Raw genomic sequence first — 15,224 nt, forward strand, 5'->3', positions numbered from 1 at the left:
ATGATTAATAAAAGTAAAATATACATCGTCCTCGCATCCATAATGGGTGCGGCCACGCTCTACTCCTGCACCGACCTGGAAGAACAGGTTTATTCAGAAGTTTTATCGAGCACTTATCAGCCAACCGAAAAGGACATTCCAGCGATTATAGCGCCTGTTTATTCGTCTCTTCGGGGGTTAATGTTAGGCTGGCAGGGCTATTTTGATTTGCAGGAAGAAGCAGCCGACGCCATCGTTACGCCCGTTCGCCCGAATGGCTGGGATGACGGCGGAACGTATCGCCGGATGCACCAGCACACGTGGACTTCCTTGCAATGGCAACCTGAAAATGCCTGGCAAAGCTCATTCCGCAGCATTACTACGGCAAACAGGGTTTTATCTCAAATTGCAGAAGGTGAAATTCCTTTGACAACGGGAAAAGTGGAATTGGAAGCTGAGTTGAGAGCAGTGCGGGCACTGGCTTACTATCTTTTGCTCGATAACCACGGCAATGTGCCTATCGTAACCGATTTCCAGGATATTAATTTACCAAAACAAAACACGCGCAAAGAAGTGTATGATTTTGTGGTAAAAGAATTGCTTGAAGTCATGCCAAACCTCAGCGAAAATGCGTCCACGACTTATGGTCAGCTTAACCGTTGGGGTGCAAAAGCGCTTTTGGCAAAAATATATTTGAACGCGCAAGTTTACACTGGAACGCCTGAATGGGAAAAAGCCATTGCGCAAGCGGACGATGTAATCAAAAGTGGCAAATATGTGCTGGACGCCAATTATTCGGATGTTTTCACCTGGACCAATTTCAATTCCAAAGAGATCATTTTCGCGATCCCTTACGATGAAATTTACGGAACCGGCAACCAGATCCACATGAAAACGCTCGATCCGTTGAGCCGCACCGTGTATCCGATGAACGCCGGTCCATGGGGCGGAAACTGCGCCGTGCCGCAATTTATCGAGACTTACGACGCCGAAGACAGCCGTCTGGCCGACACCTGGATCATGGGCCCACAGAAAAACGCAACAACCGGCGCCGTGGTCATTACTTATTCCAGAACCGTCCCAGGCATCGATAAAACAGCCTCAACCGACGGTTACCGCATTGGAAAATACAAAATTAAACCCAATGCAACCGGCAGCTTGGACAACGACTTCCCATTGCTCCGCTACGCAGACGTCATGATGATCAAAGCCGAAGCCCTTTTGCGCACAGGCAAAGCAGCCGACGCAGCAACCATTGTAACGGAAGTCCGCAAACGCGCATTCAAAACCAACCCTGCAAAAGCAACTGTGACAGCCGCCGACCTTGCAAAGGGCAGTCGCTACAACTACGGTTACCAAGCCACAAACGGAACAATTACGGAGCGCCAAGGCGGAGACGATATCAAGTTCGGCCGCTTCCTGGACGAGCTAGGCTGGGAATTCGCAGTCGAAGCCCACCGTCGTCAGGATTTGATACGGTTTGGTGTATACGAAACCAAAAAATGGTTCAACCACCGTCCACAAGCACAGCAACGAGCGTTGTTTCCAATTCCGCAAACAGAGTTGGACAAAAACACAAACCTGAAACAGAATCCAGGATATTAAAAAAAGAACTCAAATAGGTCAGGTAATAAGCTCCTGCTCCCACGACTTGTTGGTGAGCAGGATTTTTTTGTTTAACATTAAAAATACAAAATAGCCGAAAGCCCAAAGCCAACGGCGAATAGCCACGTCAATATGTTCTCAACAGAAACTTACAAACAACGCCGCCGGATCTTAAAACAGAAAGTAGGGAGCGGTATAATTCTTTTCCTCGGCAATGATGAGTCCGGGATGAATTATCGGGATAATACTTATCCATTTCGTCAGGACAGCACTTTTTTATATTATTTCGGACTGGACACGGCTTCAATTCATGCGGTTATTGACATTGATAATGATCAGGAAATCATGTTTGGCGATGAGCTGACGATTGATGACATTGTCTGGACGGGTTATCAGGAACCGCTTACTGAAAAAGCTGCCAAAGTGGGTGCTAATCAAGTAAACCCGCTTTCGGCGCTCGCTGGATATCTTCGGGATATTCAAAGCAGGAAACAGGAAGTGCATTTTTTACCCCCTTACCGCGCTGAGCATAATTTAAAGTTGCAAGAATGGCTGCAAGTTTCACCTTCCGAAGCATCACAACGCGCTTCCGTGAAGTTGATCAAGGCAGTCGTTTCCATGCGTTCTTACAAGTCATCGGAGGAGATCGCCGAAATTGAAAAAGCCGTCAACACCTCCATTGACATGCACTTGGATTTCATGCGCACAACCCGCCCGGGCATGACGGAAAAAGCCATCGCCGGAAAGTTGCAGAGCATCGCCATCGGACAAGGCGGCGACATCTCCTACCCGATCATTCTGACAGTCAACGGAGAAACATTGCACACGCACGCCCGCGACTACGTTATCAAGGACGGCCAAATGGCATTGTGTGACGCCGGTGCCGAAACCGCAATGCATTATTGCGGCGACCTGACCCGCACCATTCCCGCAGGAAAGCAATTCAGCAGCATTCAAAAAGAAATGTATGAAATCGTCCTCAATGCACAGGTTTCAGCCATTGAGGCCTGCAAACCGGGCGTTTTGTTCAGAGACGTGCATGCATTAGCATCAACCAAATTACTGGAAGGTCTAAAATCAGTAGGCATCATCAAAGGCGATCCGCAGGAGGCACTCGCAAACGACGTCCACACCCTGTTCTTCCAATGCGGCCTCGGCCACATGATGGGCCTGGACGTCCACGACATGGAAAACCTCGGCGAACAATACGTGGGCTACACCGAAGACCTCATCAAAGGCACCACTTTCGGCTGGAAATCCCTCCGCCTGGGCCGGGCACTGGAACCAGGCTTCGTGCTAACCGTCGAGCCAGGTCTTTACTTTATTCAAACATTAATTGACCGTTGGAAGGCTGAGAATAAGCTTTCGCAGTTTATTGACTACGGGAAGTTGGAGCAGTTTAGGAATTTTACGGGGATTAGGGTGGAGGATAATTTGGTGATTACGGAAGATGGAAATCGGGTGCTTGGGAAGGAATTGGTGAAGGATGTGGTGGAAATTGAGGCGTTGCGGGGGTGATTCATAACTTATTGTCAAGGAACGAAATTTTTTGTCATCCTTACCACTAATTTCGTTTTGATAAATATTAGTAAATTTGGTCTATGCAAGTACAAGTGGATATATCGTTCGATCAACTATTGAGGGTAGTGAAAACGTTGCCTGCCAGGCAGTTGAAGCAGCTCAAAGCGGAAATTGAGAAAGAAGGAAAAGAGAAGTCTGAAAACGACTTGGAATTCCTTCTTTTAAACGGCCCTACTGCAACCGAAGAAGAGATCCAAACCATTGAAAATAACAGAAAAGCGATCAACCAATGGCGGAAAAAACTGTGATGCAAGTCAAGCGGCATATTGGGACAACGTATTCCAACAATTAGAAATCGTCGCACTTGATGAGGATTGCATCGACACAGCCGTTCATATTAATGCGGAATTGAAGAAAAAGAGCAAGCAAATTGCATTAGCCGATTTGCTTATAGCAGCAAGTGCTGTTTCGCACGGAATGCCTCTGGCAACATTAAATAAGAAGCATTTTGAGCGTATAGACTCATTGATTTTGGTTGCTTTATGATCTGACTTTTCTTATAAAATTTAGAATTAGCACTCGACACAGAAGCCGTTGCCAGTACTAACTGACGACGGCTTCTTCAGTTTCTTAGCAACTTCTAATACTTTTCCCATAATCCCCAATCTCTTTCAACAATCGGGTAATCACCTCACTCGTATCCAGCGCAAGCAGCGCGTACTTGCGACTAAGATTCCATTCGTCGGTTGGGCGGAGATAATGTCGGAGCATTTCGTTGTGCATCCGTTCGATTTCGATCAGGTCGACATCCTGATTCAGGTAATTACTCAGCAGCTCCTCGGCTGCGCTTTGGCGGGATTCTTTTTGATTAACAGACATTTGAAAAGAGTTAAATGCCTGAGAAAGTTTGGACGTTGTAAACTTACTGGGTTTGATGGAAAAAGCAAAAGTGCGTGTCGGATCACTTGAAGTTTCAAGGCTTTTATTATATTTGACATCCAACTCTATGAGTTGAATGATTGAAAATCATTCCTACATCACTAAACACAACACTATGGAAGCAGAAACTCCAAATGAGTCAACCAGACCACAGATTATCATCGACAATAGCTTAAAGGAATTACTAGGGAAAAACCATTTTCCTGAACTATTAAAGAAGGTAAACGAAATTCTAAAAAAATCCGGCTTGCCTGATCTACGAAAGTTGAACGAGTCATCCACTTCAATTATGGAAGCAGAAGCGAAAAATAGCACAATTGTTGATGGTTATGTTGACCTTCTGGAAAATTTGAGCCTAGATGAAAAACTCGATCTAATATCAAAACTGTCTGAATCGGTAAAATCTGACCAGCAGCGCAAAAAATCTTTATTTAAAGAGGCGTTTGGAGCATTCGAGTCATCTAAATCGGCAGAGGAGATCATTGATGACATTCGTAGCAGCAGAGTTTCGACCAGACAAACCGAATCCTTTTGAAAAGATTTCTGATCGATACTAACATTGCCATTTTTTACATGAAAGGCAAGTTCGACTTGCAGGCTAAATTTGACGAAATAAATGCGGAGGACTGCTTCATTTCAGAAATAACATTAGCGGAACTCAAATTCGGAATTGAGAAAAGCGAACATCCCGAAAAAAACAGAACGGCACTGGATCGCTTTCTGACAGGTGTCAGAATACTTCCCATTTTTCATGCTCTGGATCTTTTTGCCAAGGAAAAGGCTCGACTACAAAAGGCGGGCACTCCGTTAGATGATTTTGACTTGCTAATTGGCGTAACTTCAGTAACGCATAAAATGATAATGGTTACTAATAACACAAGCCACTTTAAACGAATCAATGGAATTGATTTGGAAGACTGGACCAAAAATGTTGTAAGTAATAGGTAGACCAAAATGCCCGCCCAAACCCACCGCTACTCCGGCCCGCCAACTCGCCTATACTCCTACATGACCCACTTCTCGGTGGAATGTCCGAAATGCAGTAAAGAAGCGCTGGTCATTAATCAAAAGAACGAAGCAGAAAAAACTAGGAAATTGGTTTGCAATAATTGCAGCCATATTGAGCATGAAGTTCCGGGAAAAACTTATCAGAACTCTTTGATCGGTGATCCTATTTTCAACCTTCCCTTATGGCTCCAAGGTAAATATAAAGGCAATGTGCTTTGGGCTTGTAATCGGGAGCATCTTGGGGAGATACGGAATTATATTGCTTCGAAATTGAGGGAAAGGCAAACTTTGACACATACGACAATGGTTGAAAAACTGCCGCAATTCATTAAAGCTGCTAAGAACCGGGAAGGGATTTTGAAGTTGATTGACAAATTATTAAGAAAGTAACCTCGTCAATTTCACCTTTCCCAGCACTTAGCCAAAACAATGCTGCTCACTGTCCAGAATAGCAAATCAATAATTTCATCAGTAAAGATTTTGAAGGGCTATCGTCCTACGCCTGCCGCTGCCTTGGCTTTCGGCAGTTCTTTTCTTGGGATTTTTTCGTCAAGTTGGGCTGTGTTGTAAACGAAGGTCGCTACCACCACGGCCATTTGTTTTAAATCATCCATCACAAGGCGCTCGTAGGTGTCCGCATTCGTGTGGTGCGTGCGGGAGCCGTATTCGATTCCGTCCTGGATGAATTGGAATCCAGGCAGTCCGAGCGCGTCGAAACTTTGGTGATCAGTGCCGCCTGTATTTCTTGATGTGACGGTTGGGTGGTCAATGATGTCGCTAAAAGGGGCGAGCCATTTTTCGAAAATAGCGCGTGGGCCTTCGTTTCCCTGTAAGTAAATTCCGCGAATGCGGCCTGTGCCGTTATCAATGTTGTAGTAAGCTGATAATTTTTCGTGCGCTGGCATTAGCTTCATTGTCTGCGGGTCGCCAAATGTGTTTTTTACATAATTCCTTGATCCGTGCAGCCCCTGCTCTTCACCCGACCAGAGCGCAATGCGAATTGTTCTTTTGGGTTTCAAACCGGACGCTTGTAATATCCGCACGGCCTCCAACATCACGGTGCAACCGGCTGCATTGTCAGTGGCTCCAGTTGCGCTATGCCATGAGTCGAGGTGGCCGCCTAGCATTACGATTTCGTCTTTTAGTTTTGGATCAGTGCCGGGAATTTCTGCGATTACGTTGCCTGTGATAAGTTTTTTGTCGAAGAATGTGGTTTGTGATTCAGCTTCCAATGTTACCGGGATGCCGCTTTCGACGAGTCGTGCTACGAGTCCGGCGTGTTCGGGGGCCATTTCGAATGCGGGACCGGCTATGGGTGCATCACCTTTGTAGGATGCGCCGTTGCTTGTGAAGAACGTGCCGTGTTTTCCTGCTCTCCCTGCCAGTTCCAAACTGATTTCCTGCGCTTTCATTGTGCTGTCGACGCGGCTGCGGAAGCTGCGCATGGTGCGCATGCGTTCAGCTTGTTCGGGTGTGAAGTTGCTTTGACCGAATGGCTGCGAATTGGTCATTTTGTCCAGATCCTCTGTCGTGTAACGCACGGCGTCGGGCTTGAATGTTGGGTCGGTGTCGGCGGGGCCTTTTACCAGAACGATTTTACCCGTCAGCTTTCCGTCTGCATATTTTTTGAGGTCTTCTTCATTCTGAATGTTCACGACCACCACTTCGCCTTTGATCGGCCCCGAAGTTCCGGAAGTCCAGGCTTTTGGAATGGCTATGAAAGGCATATAATAAGGCTTTGTCATCGCCAGATAGCTTTTTTCAACCTGCCAGCCTTTTCCAAATTCACCCCAATCTTCAATGCGTGAATTCTGCAAACCCCATTTTTTTAACTCACTCACCGACCATTCGGCTGCTCTTTGGAAGCCGGGGGAATTGGTAAGTCGCGGGCCAGAAACATCTGTAAGTTGGTGGGCGATATCTGCAACTTTGGAGTTTTCCATTCCTTCCTTGCGGATCTTGGCAATGGCAGTTTGGTCGATTTCCTGTGCAAGCAAAAGCCCAGGACAGAATAGCAATGAATAAAAGATCTTCTTCATAGGAGCTGAATTGTTATGCTTTGATCTCTTTCTTAGCAACCATATAATAAACAGGAATCCCCAGCAGCACTATAATCAATCCAGGCCAGGTGTATTCCGGCTTATAAATAATCAGCAAGACACAGAATGCAATGCCCATTACGATGTAAATAATCGGCAAAAAGGGATATCCAAAAGCTTTGTAAGGCCTGTCAATCTCCGGCCTTTTTTTCCTAAGAATAAAAATCCCGACGATGGTAAGCATGTAAAACACAACCACCACAAACGAGATCATATCCAGCAGGTTACCATATTTCCCGCTCAATGCCCAGAGTGACGCAATGACACATTGAATCCAAAGCCCAAATTCAGGAACAGAATTCTTGTTAAGCTGCCCTACTTTGCTGAAAAACAGACCGTCTTTGGCCATTGAGTAATAAACCCGCGCGCCTGACATGATCAAGCCGTTGTTACAGCCGAATGTTGAAATCATGATCATCACCGCAATAATGATCGTTCCCGAAGTGCCGAAAATGACGTGTGAAGCGCTTACTGCAACGCGGTCTTTATCAGCAGCCGCAATTTCCTGCAAAGACAAAACGCCAGTGTACATCACATTGGTCAGCAAATAAATCACCGTCACAATGATGGTTCCTAATGCAAGGCTGAGTCCAATGTTACGCTGCGGATTCTTGATTTCTCCTGCAATGAAAGTTACATTATTCCAGGAATCGCTGCTGAAAATAGAGCCGACCATGGATGCGGCAATGGCGCCGAAAGCGGCGATTGTGGTGTAAGAGGCAATGCTTCCGTCAACATTCAGCTTGTGCATATCCCACATGGTCGCCGAGTCCCAATTAGCAGCCCAAATCTCCGGTTTCATGAAAATTAAACCAAAAACGATCAAGCCTAGCAAGCTTAATAACTTGGTGAGCGTGAATGTGGTCTGGATAATTTTGCCGCTGTTGACGCCGCGTGTATTGATGAACGTTAACAGCACAATGACGACAATGGACAGTAACTGGGCGGGCGTTATTTGTAAAAATCCGAGATCGAGCGCGACAATGTCTTCACTGAATTGAGGCAATAAATAAGCTGTAAATTTGGCAAAAGCCACTGCAACGGCTGCAATGGTGGCGGTTTGGATTACGGTGAAAAAGCTCCAACCGTAAAGAAAACCCATCAGCGGATTGTAGGCTTCTTTGAGATAAATATACTGGCCACCGGCTTTGGGAAACATGGCGCTCAGCTCGCCGTAACTTAATGCGGCCGTAAGCGTCATAAAACCGGTGATTAACCAAACGAACATGAGCCAACCCACGCTCCCGGTGTTACGCGTAATGTCCGCGCTTACAATAAAAATGCCCGATCCGATCATACTGCCGGCAACGAGCATGGTTGCGTCTACGAGACCTAATGTGGGTTTAAATGCGGTTTTTTCCGGGACGGATTCTACAGACATATGAAGAGTTAGGTTTAAACTTGTCAGAAGTTTCGACTCTTAAAGTACGCTTTTATTTGAAACTATAAAATTTCCACTTTGTTTTAAAATCACGTGTTACCGGCTGATTGATCAATGTGGCCCTTACCATTTCAATGGGCATATTGTTTTCTTTCATGATGGCATCGTGAAAATCTTTGTATGTCATTTTTCCGCTGTCAACCAGTTCATTTTTCAGGCTTAGAATCTGCAAGCCGCCGATGTGGTAAGCCACCTGATAAAGCGGACTGTAACTGCCTTCGAACGAGCGGCGCACTTCGCCTTCCGCGTTAGCGCGTTCGTGACCAACTCTATCTACCAAAAAATCAATGCATTGTTGCGGGCCCCATTTGCCTAAATGATAGTTAAGCGAAAAAATGATCCGCGCGCAACGGTGCATTCGCCAGAATAACATGCCGATCCGCTCCTCGGGTGTTTTGGCAAAGCCTTTGTCATACAGCAGCAATTCCCAGTAAAGCGACCAGCCTTCCGTCCAAAACGGCGTCCTAAATTCGCTCCGGTAGGCCTTGTAACGGCTATTCATATAATATTGCAAATGATGCCCGGGCACAAGCTCGTGATGAACCGTCGCCCGTGAGAAATAAGGATTGTTTCCGCGCATGCTCATGAGCTTGTCCTCATGCTGCATCGTGTTGGTCGGGTAGGAAATGATAATGTCGCGGCCGCCGAGGAAGAATGGATTAATGAGCTGACGTTCAGGCGTCATCATTTGCATTCCCCAGGTTTCGTCGGCGATTTCGGGATAATCGATCAGGTTGTTGGCGGTGATAAAATTCTTAGCGTCATCGTAAAGTTTCAGGATCAGTTCGGGCTGGGTTCCTGCTTTTACATAACTGTTTTTAACCTTTTCCTGCGCCTTTTGCCAATCATTTCCAAAGCCCATTTCCTGCGAAGCTTTCAGCAATTCCTTATCGCACCACGCGAATTCTTTGTTGGCCAAATCAATCAGTTCATCCGGCGTATAACTGATCATTTCTGCGTCCAGCTGCCTGATCAGCTCATCACGGCCTATGGGAACGCCTTTGATTCCGCTGTTGTCGTCTTTCTGGGTTGTGGTCAGCTTGCCTTTGCTTTTGATGGTTTTGGCATAAGCAGTTAATGCGCTGTCTAATGCTTCGTATGGCTCCGGAACCCACCAGGAGAATTGCGGATCATAGCCTTTGTAAAATTCATAAGTGCTTTTTAGTCTGGACTTCAAGCCGCTTACTGCTTCTTCACCGCGTTCTGCGAGCGGCATTTCAATGCTTTCTATTTTTTTGAAAGCATCCGAGGCGGTTTTTACTTCTTTTAAAATATCATTCAATTGTCCCGCAACTGCTTGTCCGTCAACCGTTGCACCGCGGCGGCGGCCTTTTTCCAGAGCATATATTTTGTCGGCAAAAGGGAAATGTGCCTTTACAACATTGTATTCTTTTTCTTCTTTGGTCAATGTTAGTAAATCGTCCTCGATGCTTCTTTTGAGCAAAATATAATCCACCTTTCCATAAATGCTCATGGCATTGAAATCCACCTTCGCCAGTCTTTCCAAATAATTTTGATCCACTTCCCGCAGTCGCTTTCGCTGCTCGGGAGAATTCAGAACACTGCTGGGCGCTCCAAAACCGCCTCTTCCACGTTCCATAGGCGAATAAAACGAGCGGATCGCGCGCGTGTCCTGACCATATTGAATGATCAGTCCGGCTGTTTCGCTGGTTTGTTCGTAAAGGTTGAATTTGTTTTGGGCAAAAGCTTTGGGAAGAAACGTGGTGCTTATCAGGAAAATAAGGCACAAGAAAATTCTGTGGTTGAAAATTTTCATCCAGGTCTGATTAAGGTTTAGAAAAGCTATTCAAACAAAAAACCCGGATCATTCCGGGTTAATTATATCTTTCAGGATTGTAAAGTTTGATATCCGCCGACAATCCAGACTTGTTGGCGAGCTCCGCCACCATCTTGCCCGTAGCAGGTCCGAGGCTGATGCCCATCATGCCGTGGCCGCCCGCGACGATCAGGTTTTTAAGTTTTTTGCTGTAGCCCAGATACGGCAAGCCATCTGGCGAGCACGGACGGAAACCATACCAAATTCGCTCTTTGGCTGGAACCGCCACATTCAGTTCGGGATAATATTGCGGGATGGAGTTCACAATGCCTTCCACGCGGTTCATATTAATGTTGTCGTTCACAGCTGCTAGCTCCATCGTGCCGCCGAATCGGACTTGTCCGTTCATTGGCGTAACTGCAACGCGGGCTTCGATTAGCAATGCGGGATGCTCGATTTTGTGCTCTGAATTAGGCTCCATGAATGAGTAACCTTTTCCAGGCATCACAGGAATGGATAATCCGGCCAGTTTCGAAAGCTCGGGAAGCCAAGTTCCGCCGGTCATAATGACGAGGTCGCCTTCAATGGTTTTGTTTTCAGTTTGAACGCCTTTTATTTCACCATTTTTTATATCAAAACCTTTCACCTTCGCATTTAAAACCAGTTCAGCGCCTTTTGATTTAATGTATTTCAAAAGTTGCGTAAACAATGCAGTTGGATACAAATGGGCGTCGCAATGATAATGCACTGCGCCTATCACGTCCAGCTTAATGTTGGGTTCAATGGCCTGAACTTGCTCCTTAGTTAGCATTTCAATGTCCAAACCCAGTTTCTGACCGTCTTTGGCAACGTGGATTTCTTCTTCTCCGGCTTTCTCCGTTTTGTAAAGCATGAGAATGCCCTTTTCCTCCAGACCAAAATCGAAGCCTTCTTCTTTGGCCAGATCTTCATAAAGTTGCTTGCTAAGCAAATGATAATCACGCAGATAAGGCGCTGCACGCTCCACATTCGCAGGCGTGGCGCTTTTCATGAATTTTAAACCCCAGGAAACCAGTCCCCAGTCCAAAGAAGGTTTTACATAAAATGGGCTTCGGCTATCGAACATCCATTTGATGCCTTTGGAAATCATACCGGGAGCCGCCAGCGGAATAAAATGACTTGGAACGATCATTCCAGCATTGCCCTGCGAGCAATTGTCCGACAAATCGCCCTTGTCAATCAACGTCACTTGCCATCCGCTTTTGAGCAAATAATAAGCCGATGTCAACCCCATAATCCCGCCGCCAATGATGGTGGCTTTTCCCTTGTTCGTCACGTTCATATTTGTAAAAACTCCCTAAATCACTTGAAATCCAAATGCGTATGGATCTTCCTCGTCGTCGATAATGATTGTATTATAACCCGTCACCACAGCCCAGCCTTCGATGCCTGGAATGATGGCGGGCTTATCTCCTATCGTCACTTCGCCCTCAACGGTTCCCGTGAATTTGGAGCCGATAATGCTTTCGTGAATGAACTGATCGCCTTTTTTGAGCTTTCCTTTGGCATGCCATTGCGCCATCCGGGCCGAAGTTCCGGTTCCGCAGGGGGAACGGTCAATGGCCTTATCTCCGTAGAAAACAGCATTGCGGGCAGTTGAAGTTTTATCTAAAACCGCACCGGCCCAAAGGAAATGGCTTAATCCGTTGATATGTTCGTTTTCAGGATGGACGAACTTGTATTTCTCATTCATCCGCTTGCGGCAAACACGGCTCCAACTGATCAGCTGATCGGCCGTGTAATGTTCGATTCCTTTGAAGTTTTCCTGCGGATCGACGATTGCGTAAAAGTTGCCGCCATAGGAAACATCCACCTTCAATGTGCCCAGTTCAGGACACTCCACTTCGAGGTTTTCGGCTGCCAAGAATGATTTTATATTGATCAGTTTAACAGATTTCACCCTTTTGCCTTCCTGCACATATTCTACCAAAACCAATCCGGCAGGCGTTTCTAGGCGCAGTTTTCCAGGAATTTTCGGGGTTACCAAACCTTCCTGAATCGCTATGGTGACAGTTCCAATGGTTCCGTGCCCGCACATCGGGAGGCAGCCGCTGGTTTCAATGTAGAGCACGCCAATGTCATTTGCGGGATCGACGGGCGGATATAAAATGCTTCCGCTCATCATGTCGTGGCCGCGCGGCTCGAACATTAATCCTTTTCTGATCCAGTCAAATTCTTTCAAAAAGTGAAGCCTGCGCTCCATCATGCTATTGCCCTGCAAAAGCGGGCCGCCACCGGCCACCACACGAACGGGATTCCCGCAAGTGTGTGCGTCGATGCAGAAAAATGTTTTTCTCATTACAAAGCTTCCTTCGTTAGCTCGTTATTAACCGTCCGCCAGATGCCGAGCGGATTGGCATTTTTCAATTCTTCTGGTAAAAATTCATCCGGCCAGTTCTGCAAGCTCATCGGCCGCACAAAACGCTTGATGGCGTCTGAACCAACCGAAGTAAATTGGACGTTGCTCGACGATGGGAATGGCCCGCCGTGGTGCATGGATTTGCAAACTTCAACACCCGTCGGGAAGTTGTTAAACAGGATCCGGCCACATTTGTCGGTTACCAATCCGATCAGCTCATCATTGGCAGCAAGGTCTTCGTTCGTTGCCAATAATGTGGCTGTTAATTGTCCGTGCAGCTTTCCGCCCACAGAAATCACTTCGTCTATGTTTTCACATTTAATGATCAATGCAAAAGGACCGAACACTTCCTCCTGCAAAGCGTCGTTGCTCAGGAATGTTTGCGCATGAACCGTGGCAACCGTCGCGCCGCCTTGTCCTTCCAAAACTTCCGTTTCAGTGACTGCAAGGATTTCAACGCCGGGTTGCGTGGTTAACTTTTTGCGTCCTTTTTCATAGCTTTCTGCAATGCCTGCATGAAGCATATGTGAAGGGGCAATTTTTATAATTTCTTCCTCTAATGCATTTTCAAATGTTTCCAATGCAGGACTTTCAATGGCGATGATGATGCCGGGATTGGTGCAGAATTGCCCTACGCCCAATGTTAGCGAGCCAGCATATTGCTTTGCCAATTCAGCAGCAGAAGCTTCTAATTTATTTGGCAATAAAAAAACAGGGTTAACACTACCCATTTCGGCAAAAACAGGAATTGGCTCGGGCCTTTTTGCTGAAATCTCGGCCAATGCAGTCCCAGCGCGGTAAGAACCTGTAAAACCAACCGCCTTAATGATCGGGTGGCTTACCAGGAACTGCGACTCTTCATTGGTTTCAAAATAAACATGTGAAAAAGTGCCTTCCGGGAAATTGCTTTTAGCAACCGCGCGACTGATGGCGTCGGCCATAATCTGAGAAGTTTCGGGATGTCCCGGATGCGCTTTCACCACAACCGGACAACCGGCCGCAATGGCGCTGGTTGTGTCGCCGCCAGCTGTTGAAAATGCGAATGGAAAATTACTCGCACCAAACACGGCAACGGGTCCCAACGGAATGCTCGTTTTGCGAATATCCGGCTTAGGAGGCGTTCTTTCGGCGTTTGCTGTGTCAATGCTGGCATCCAGCGGGGCGCCCTTTTCCAATGCTTCTGCATAACTTCTCCATTGGAAAATCGTCCGTGCTTTTTCGCCGGTTAAGCGTGCTTCGGGCAGGTTGGATTCCGCTTTGGCTGTTGCAACGAGTTCAGGACCAATGGCTTCGATCTCGTCCGCAATAGTCCGCATGAGCGCAACACGCTTTTGAATTGAATATTTTTTCATGATCACAAAAGCCTCGAGAGACTTTTGCAATATGGCTTCCAGTTGTTCTTTTGAAGTTGTCATGGTTGGTTAGGATAATTTCTGTTTGTAAAAGTCGCGAATAGAATGCTAATCCAGCTTTAAAGTAAAGCCGGATTACGTCATGCGACAATGTTATGCAACAGAAACTTCCGAAGACAAATTCAAATAATCTGGCAATGCAGGCTGAGAAGCAATGGCTTCATCAATAATCGCAAGCACTTTTTCACGCTCTGCACCTTCCAGAACCAGTCTTGGTGCGCGAACATATTCCGAGCCTATGCCTGCTTTTGTAGCGGCAAGCTTGATGTTTTGAACCAGTTTTGGATGAATGTCCAGTTCGAGCAAAGGAAGATACCAACGGTAAACGGCCAAGGCTTCTTTATATAACCCAGCTTTGACCAGATTGAAAATAGCAACGGTTTCTTTCGGGAATGCGTCAACCAAACCGCCCACAACGCCGTCACAACCCAGCATCACTTCTTCCATAATCAATGTATCCACACCGCAGAACACTTTGAAACGGTCGCCAAAACGGTTGTACAGGCGAGTAACATTGCTTACGTCACGTGTTGATTCCTTAATTGCGTGCACATTCGGAATCTCGGCAAGCTGCTCGAACATTTGTAACGTCACTTCGATTTTGTAATCCACCGGATTGTTGTAAATCATCAATGGCAAGGCAGTGCTTTGCGCGATGGTTTTGAAATAAACAACCGTTTCGTGATCGTCTGCTTTGTAACGCATCGGAGGCAACACCATCAGACCGTCTGCACCCGCAGCTTCGGCTTCTTTGGCAAGGCTTACCGCTTCCGCAGTGGATTGCTCGGCAATGCAGACCACGATCGGGAAATCCTGCGCAACAATGCTTTTGGCATATTTAACCAATTCCACTTTTTCCGCTTTCGTCAATGTGCTCGCTTCTCCCAGTGAGCCCGAAACGATCGCGCCGGTTACGCCAGCTTCAATCTGCACTTCAAGATTTTTGCGGAAAAGATCAAAATCAATGCTGTCGTCTGATTTGAAAGGCGTTAGCAACGCCGGAAATACACCTTGCCAGGATTCCTTGTTCATATATTGATTGTGT

General features: G+C 46.5%; 15 protein-coding genes. 7 read left to right on the top strand and 8 right to left on the bottom strand.

Annotation, left to right across the window (positions count from 1 at the left end; all coding sequences use genetic code 11):
• The 4 genes from MUK70_RS20700 to MUK70_RS20715 all read left to right on the top strand — a co-directional run bounded on the left by MUK70_RS20700 (window position 1) and on the right by MUK70_RS20715 (window position 3,651).
• On the top strand, window positions 1-1,584 hold the full coding sequence (locus MUK70_RS20700; protein WP_234654944.1) for a RagB/SusD family nutrient uptake outer membrane protein: 1,584 nt from the start codon (window positions 1-3) through the stop codon (window positions 1,582-1,584).
• 132 nt (window positions 1,585-1,716) lie between these two features.
• Window positions 1,717-3,102: an aminopeptidase P family protein gene (locus MUK70_RS20705; RefSeq protein WP_234654945.1), complete on the top strand. Its 1,386-nt coding sequence runs from the start codon at window positions 1,717-1,719 to the stop codon at window positions 3,100-3,102.
• Between the two features lie 128 nt (window positions 3,103-3,230).
• Entirely contained in the window at window positions 3,231-3,413 is a 183-nt protein-coding gene (locus MUK70_RS20710; protein ID WP_234654946.1) for a hypothetical protein, read from the top strand.
• A complete protein-coding gene (locus MUK70_RS20715; RefSeq protein ID WP_234654947.1) occupies window positions 3,367-3,651 on the top strand; it encodes a type II toxin-antitoxin system VapC family toxin in 285 nt (94 codons plus the stop codon). Before MUK70_RS20710 ends, MUK70_RS20715 begins: the two co-directional genes overlap by 47 nt.
• An 84-nt stretch (window positions 3,652-3,735) precedes the next feature.
• Here the strand turns inward: MUK70_RS20715 and MUK70_RS20720 are convergent, their stop codons facing one another.
• Window positions 3,736-3,984 (bottom strand): hypothetical protein, encoded by a 249-nt coding sequence (locus MUK70_RS20720; RefSeq protein WP_234654948.1) that lies wholly within the window; start codon window positions 3,982-3,984, stop codon window positions 3,736-3,738.
• A gap of 175 nt (window positions 3,985-4,159) precedes the next feature.
• Between MUK70_RS20720 and MUK70_RS20725 the strand changes: the two genes are divergently transcribed.
• Genes MUK70_RS20725 through MUK70_RS20735 form a run of 3 tightly spaced genes read left to right on the top strand, consistent with a single transcriptional unit; the run spans window position 4,160 to window position 5,442 of the window.
• A complete protein-coding gene (locus tag MUK70_RS20725; protein ID WP_234654949.1) occupies window positions 4,160-4,579 on the top strand; it encodes a hypothetical protein in 420 nt (139 codons plus the stop codon).
• A complete protein-coding gene (locus MUK70_RS20730) occupies window positions 4,576-4,992 on the top strand; it encodes a type II toxin-antitoxin system VapC family toxin (RefSeq protein WP_255716314.1) in 417 nt (138 codons plus the stop codon). Before MUK70_RS20725 ends, MUK70_RS20730 begins: the two co-directional genes overlap by 4 nt.
• Window positions 4,993-4,998: 6 nt before the next feature.
• Complete coding sequence (locus MUK70_RS20735) at window positions 4,999-5,442, top strand: hypothetical protein (RefSeq protein ID WP_234654951.1); 444 nt, start codon at window positions 4,999-5,001, stop codon at window positions 5,440-5,442.
• Between the two features lie 98 nt (window positions 5,443-5,540).
• Here MUK70_RS20735 and MUK70_RS20740 read toward each other — a convergent pair whose 3' ends face one another.
• The 7 genes from MUK70_RS20740 to MUK70_RS20770 all read right to left on the bottom strand — a co-directional run bounded on the left by MUK70_RS20740 (window position 5,541) and on the right by MUK70_RS20770 (window position 15,211).
• On the bottom strand, window positions 5,541-7,091 hold the full coding sequence (locus MUK70_RS20740) for a M20/M25/M40 family metallo-hydrolase (RefSeq protein ID WP_234654952.1): 1,551 nt from the start codon (window positions 7,089-7,091) through the stop codon (window positions 5,541-5,543).
• A gap of 13 nt (window positions 7,092-7,104) precedes the next feature.
• Window positions 7,105-8,532, bottom strand: a complete 1,428-nt coding sequence (locus tag MUK70_RS20745; protein ID WP_234654953.1) for an APC family permease — start codon at window positions 8,530-8,532, stop codon at window positions 7,105-7,107.
• A gap of 52 nt (window positions 8,533-8,584) precedes the next feature.
• A complete protein-coding gene (locus tag MUK70_RS20750; protein ID WP_234654954.1) occupies window positions 8,585-10,369 on the bottom strand; it encodes a DUF885 family protein in 1,785 nt (594 codons plus the stop codon).
• A 58-nt stretch (window positions 10,370-10,427) separates the two neighbouring features.
• The gene (locus MUK70_RS20755) at window positions 10,428-11,690 is read right to left on the bottom strand and encodes an NAD(P)/FAD-dependent oxidoreductase (protein WP_234654955.1); all 1,263 of its coding nucleotides are present in this window, start codon (window positions 11,688-11,690) and stop codon (window positions 10,428-10,430) included.
• A 15-nt stretch (window positions 11,691-11,705) separates the two neighbouring features.
• Window positions 11,706-12,707 (bottom strand): 4-hydroxyproline epimerase, encoded by a 1,002-nt coding sequence (locus MUK70_RS20760; protein ID WP_234654956.1) that lies wholly within the window; start codon window positions 12,705-12,707, stop codon window positions 11,706-11,708.
• Entirely contained in the window at window positions 12,707-14,182 is a 1,476-nt protein-coding gene (locus MUK70_RS20765; protein ID WP_234654957.1) for an aldehyde dehydrogenase (NADP(+)), read from the bottom strand. The genes MUK70_RS20760 and MUK70_RS20765 overlap by 1 nt, the downstream gene beginning before the upstream one ends.
• Before the next feature lie 90 nt (window positions 14,183-14,272).
• Complete coding sequence (locus tag MUK70_RS20770) at window positions 14,273-15,211, bottom strand: dihydrodipicolinate synthase family protein (RefSeq protein WP_234654958.1); 939 nt, start codon at window positions 15,209-15,211, stop codon at window positions 14,273-14,275.
• Window positions 15,212-15,224 lie beyond the last annotated feature (13 nt).

The organism is Dyadobacter chenwenxiniae (assembly GCF_022869785.1).
GTDB lineage: Bacteria > Bacteroidota > Bacteroidia > Cytophagales > Spirosomataceae > Dyadobacter > Dyadobacter chenwenxiniae.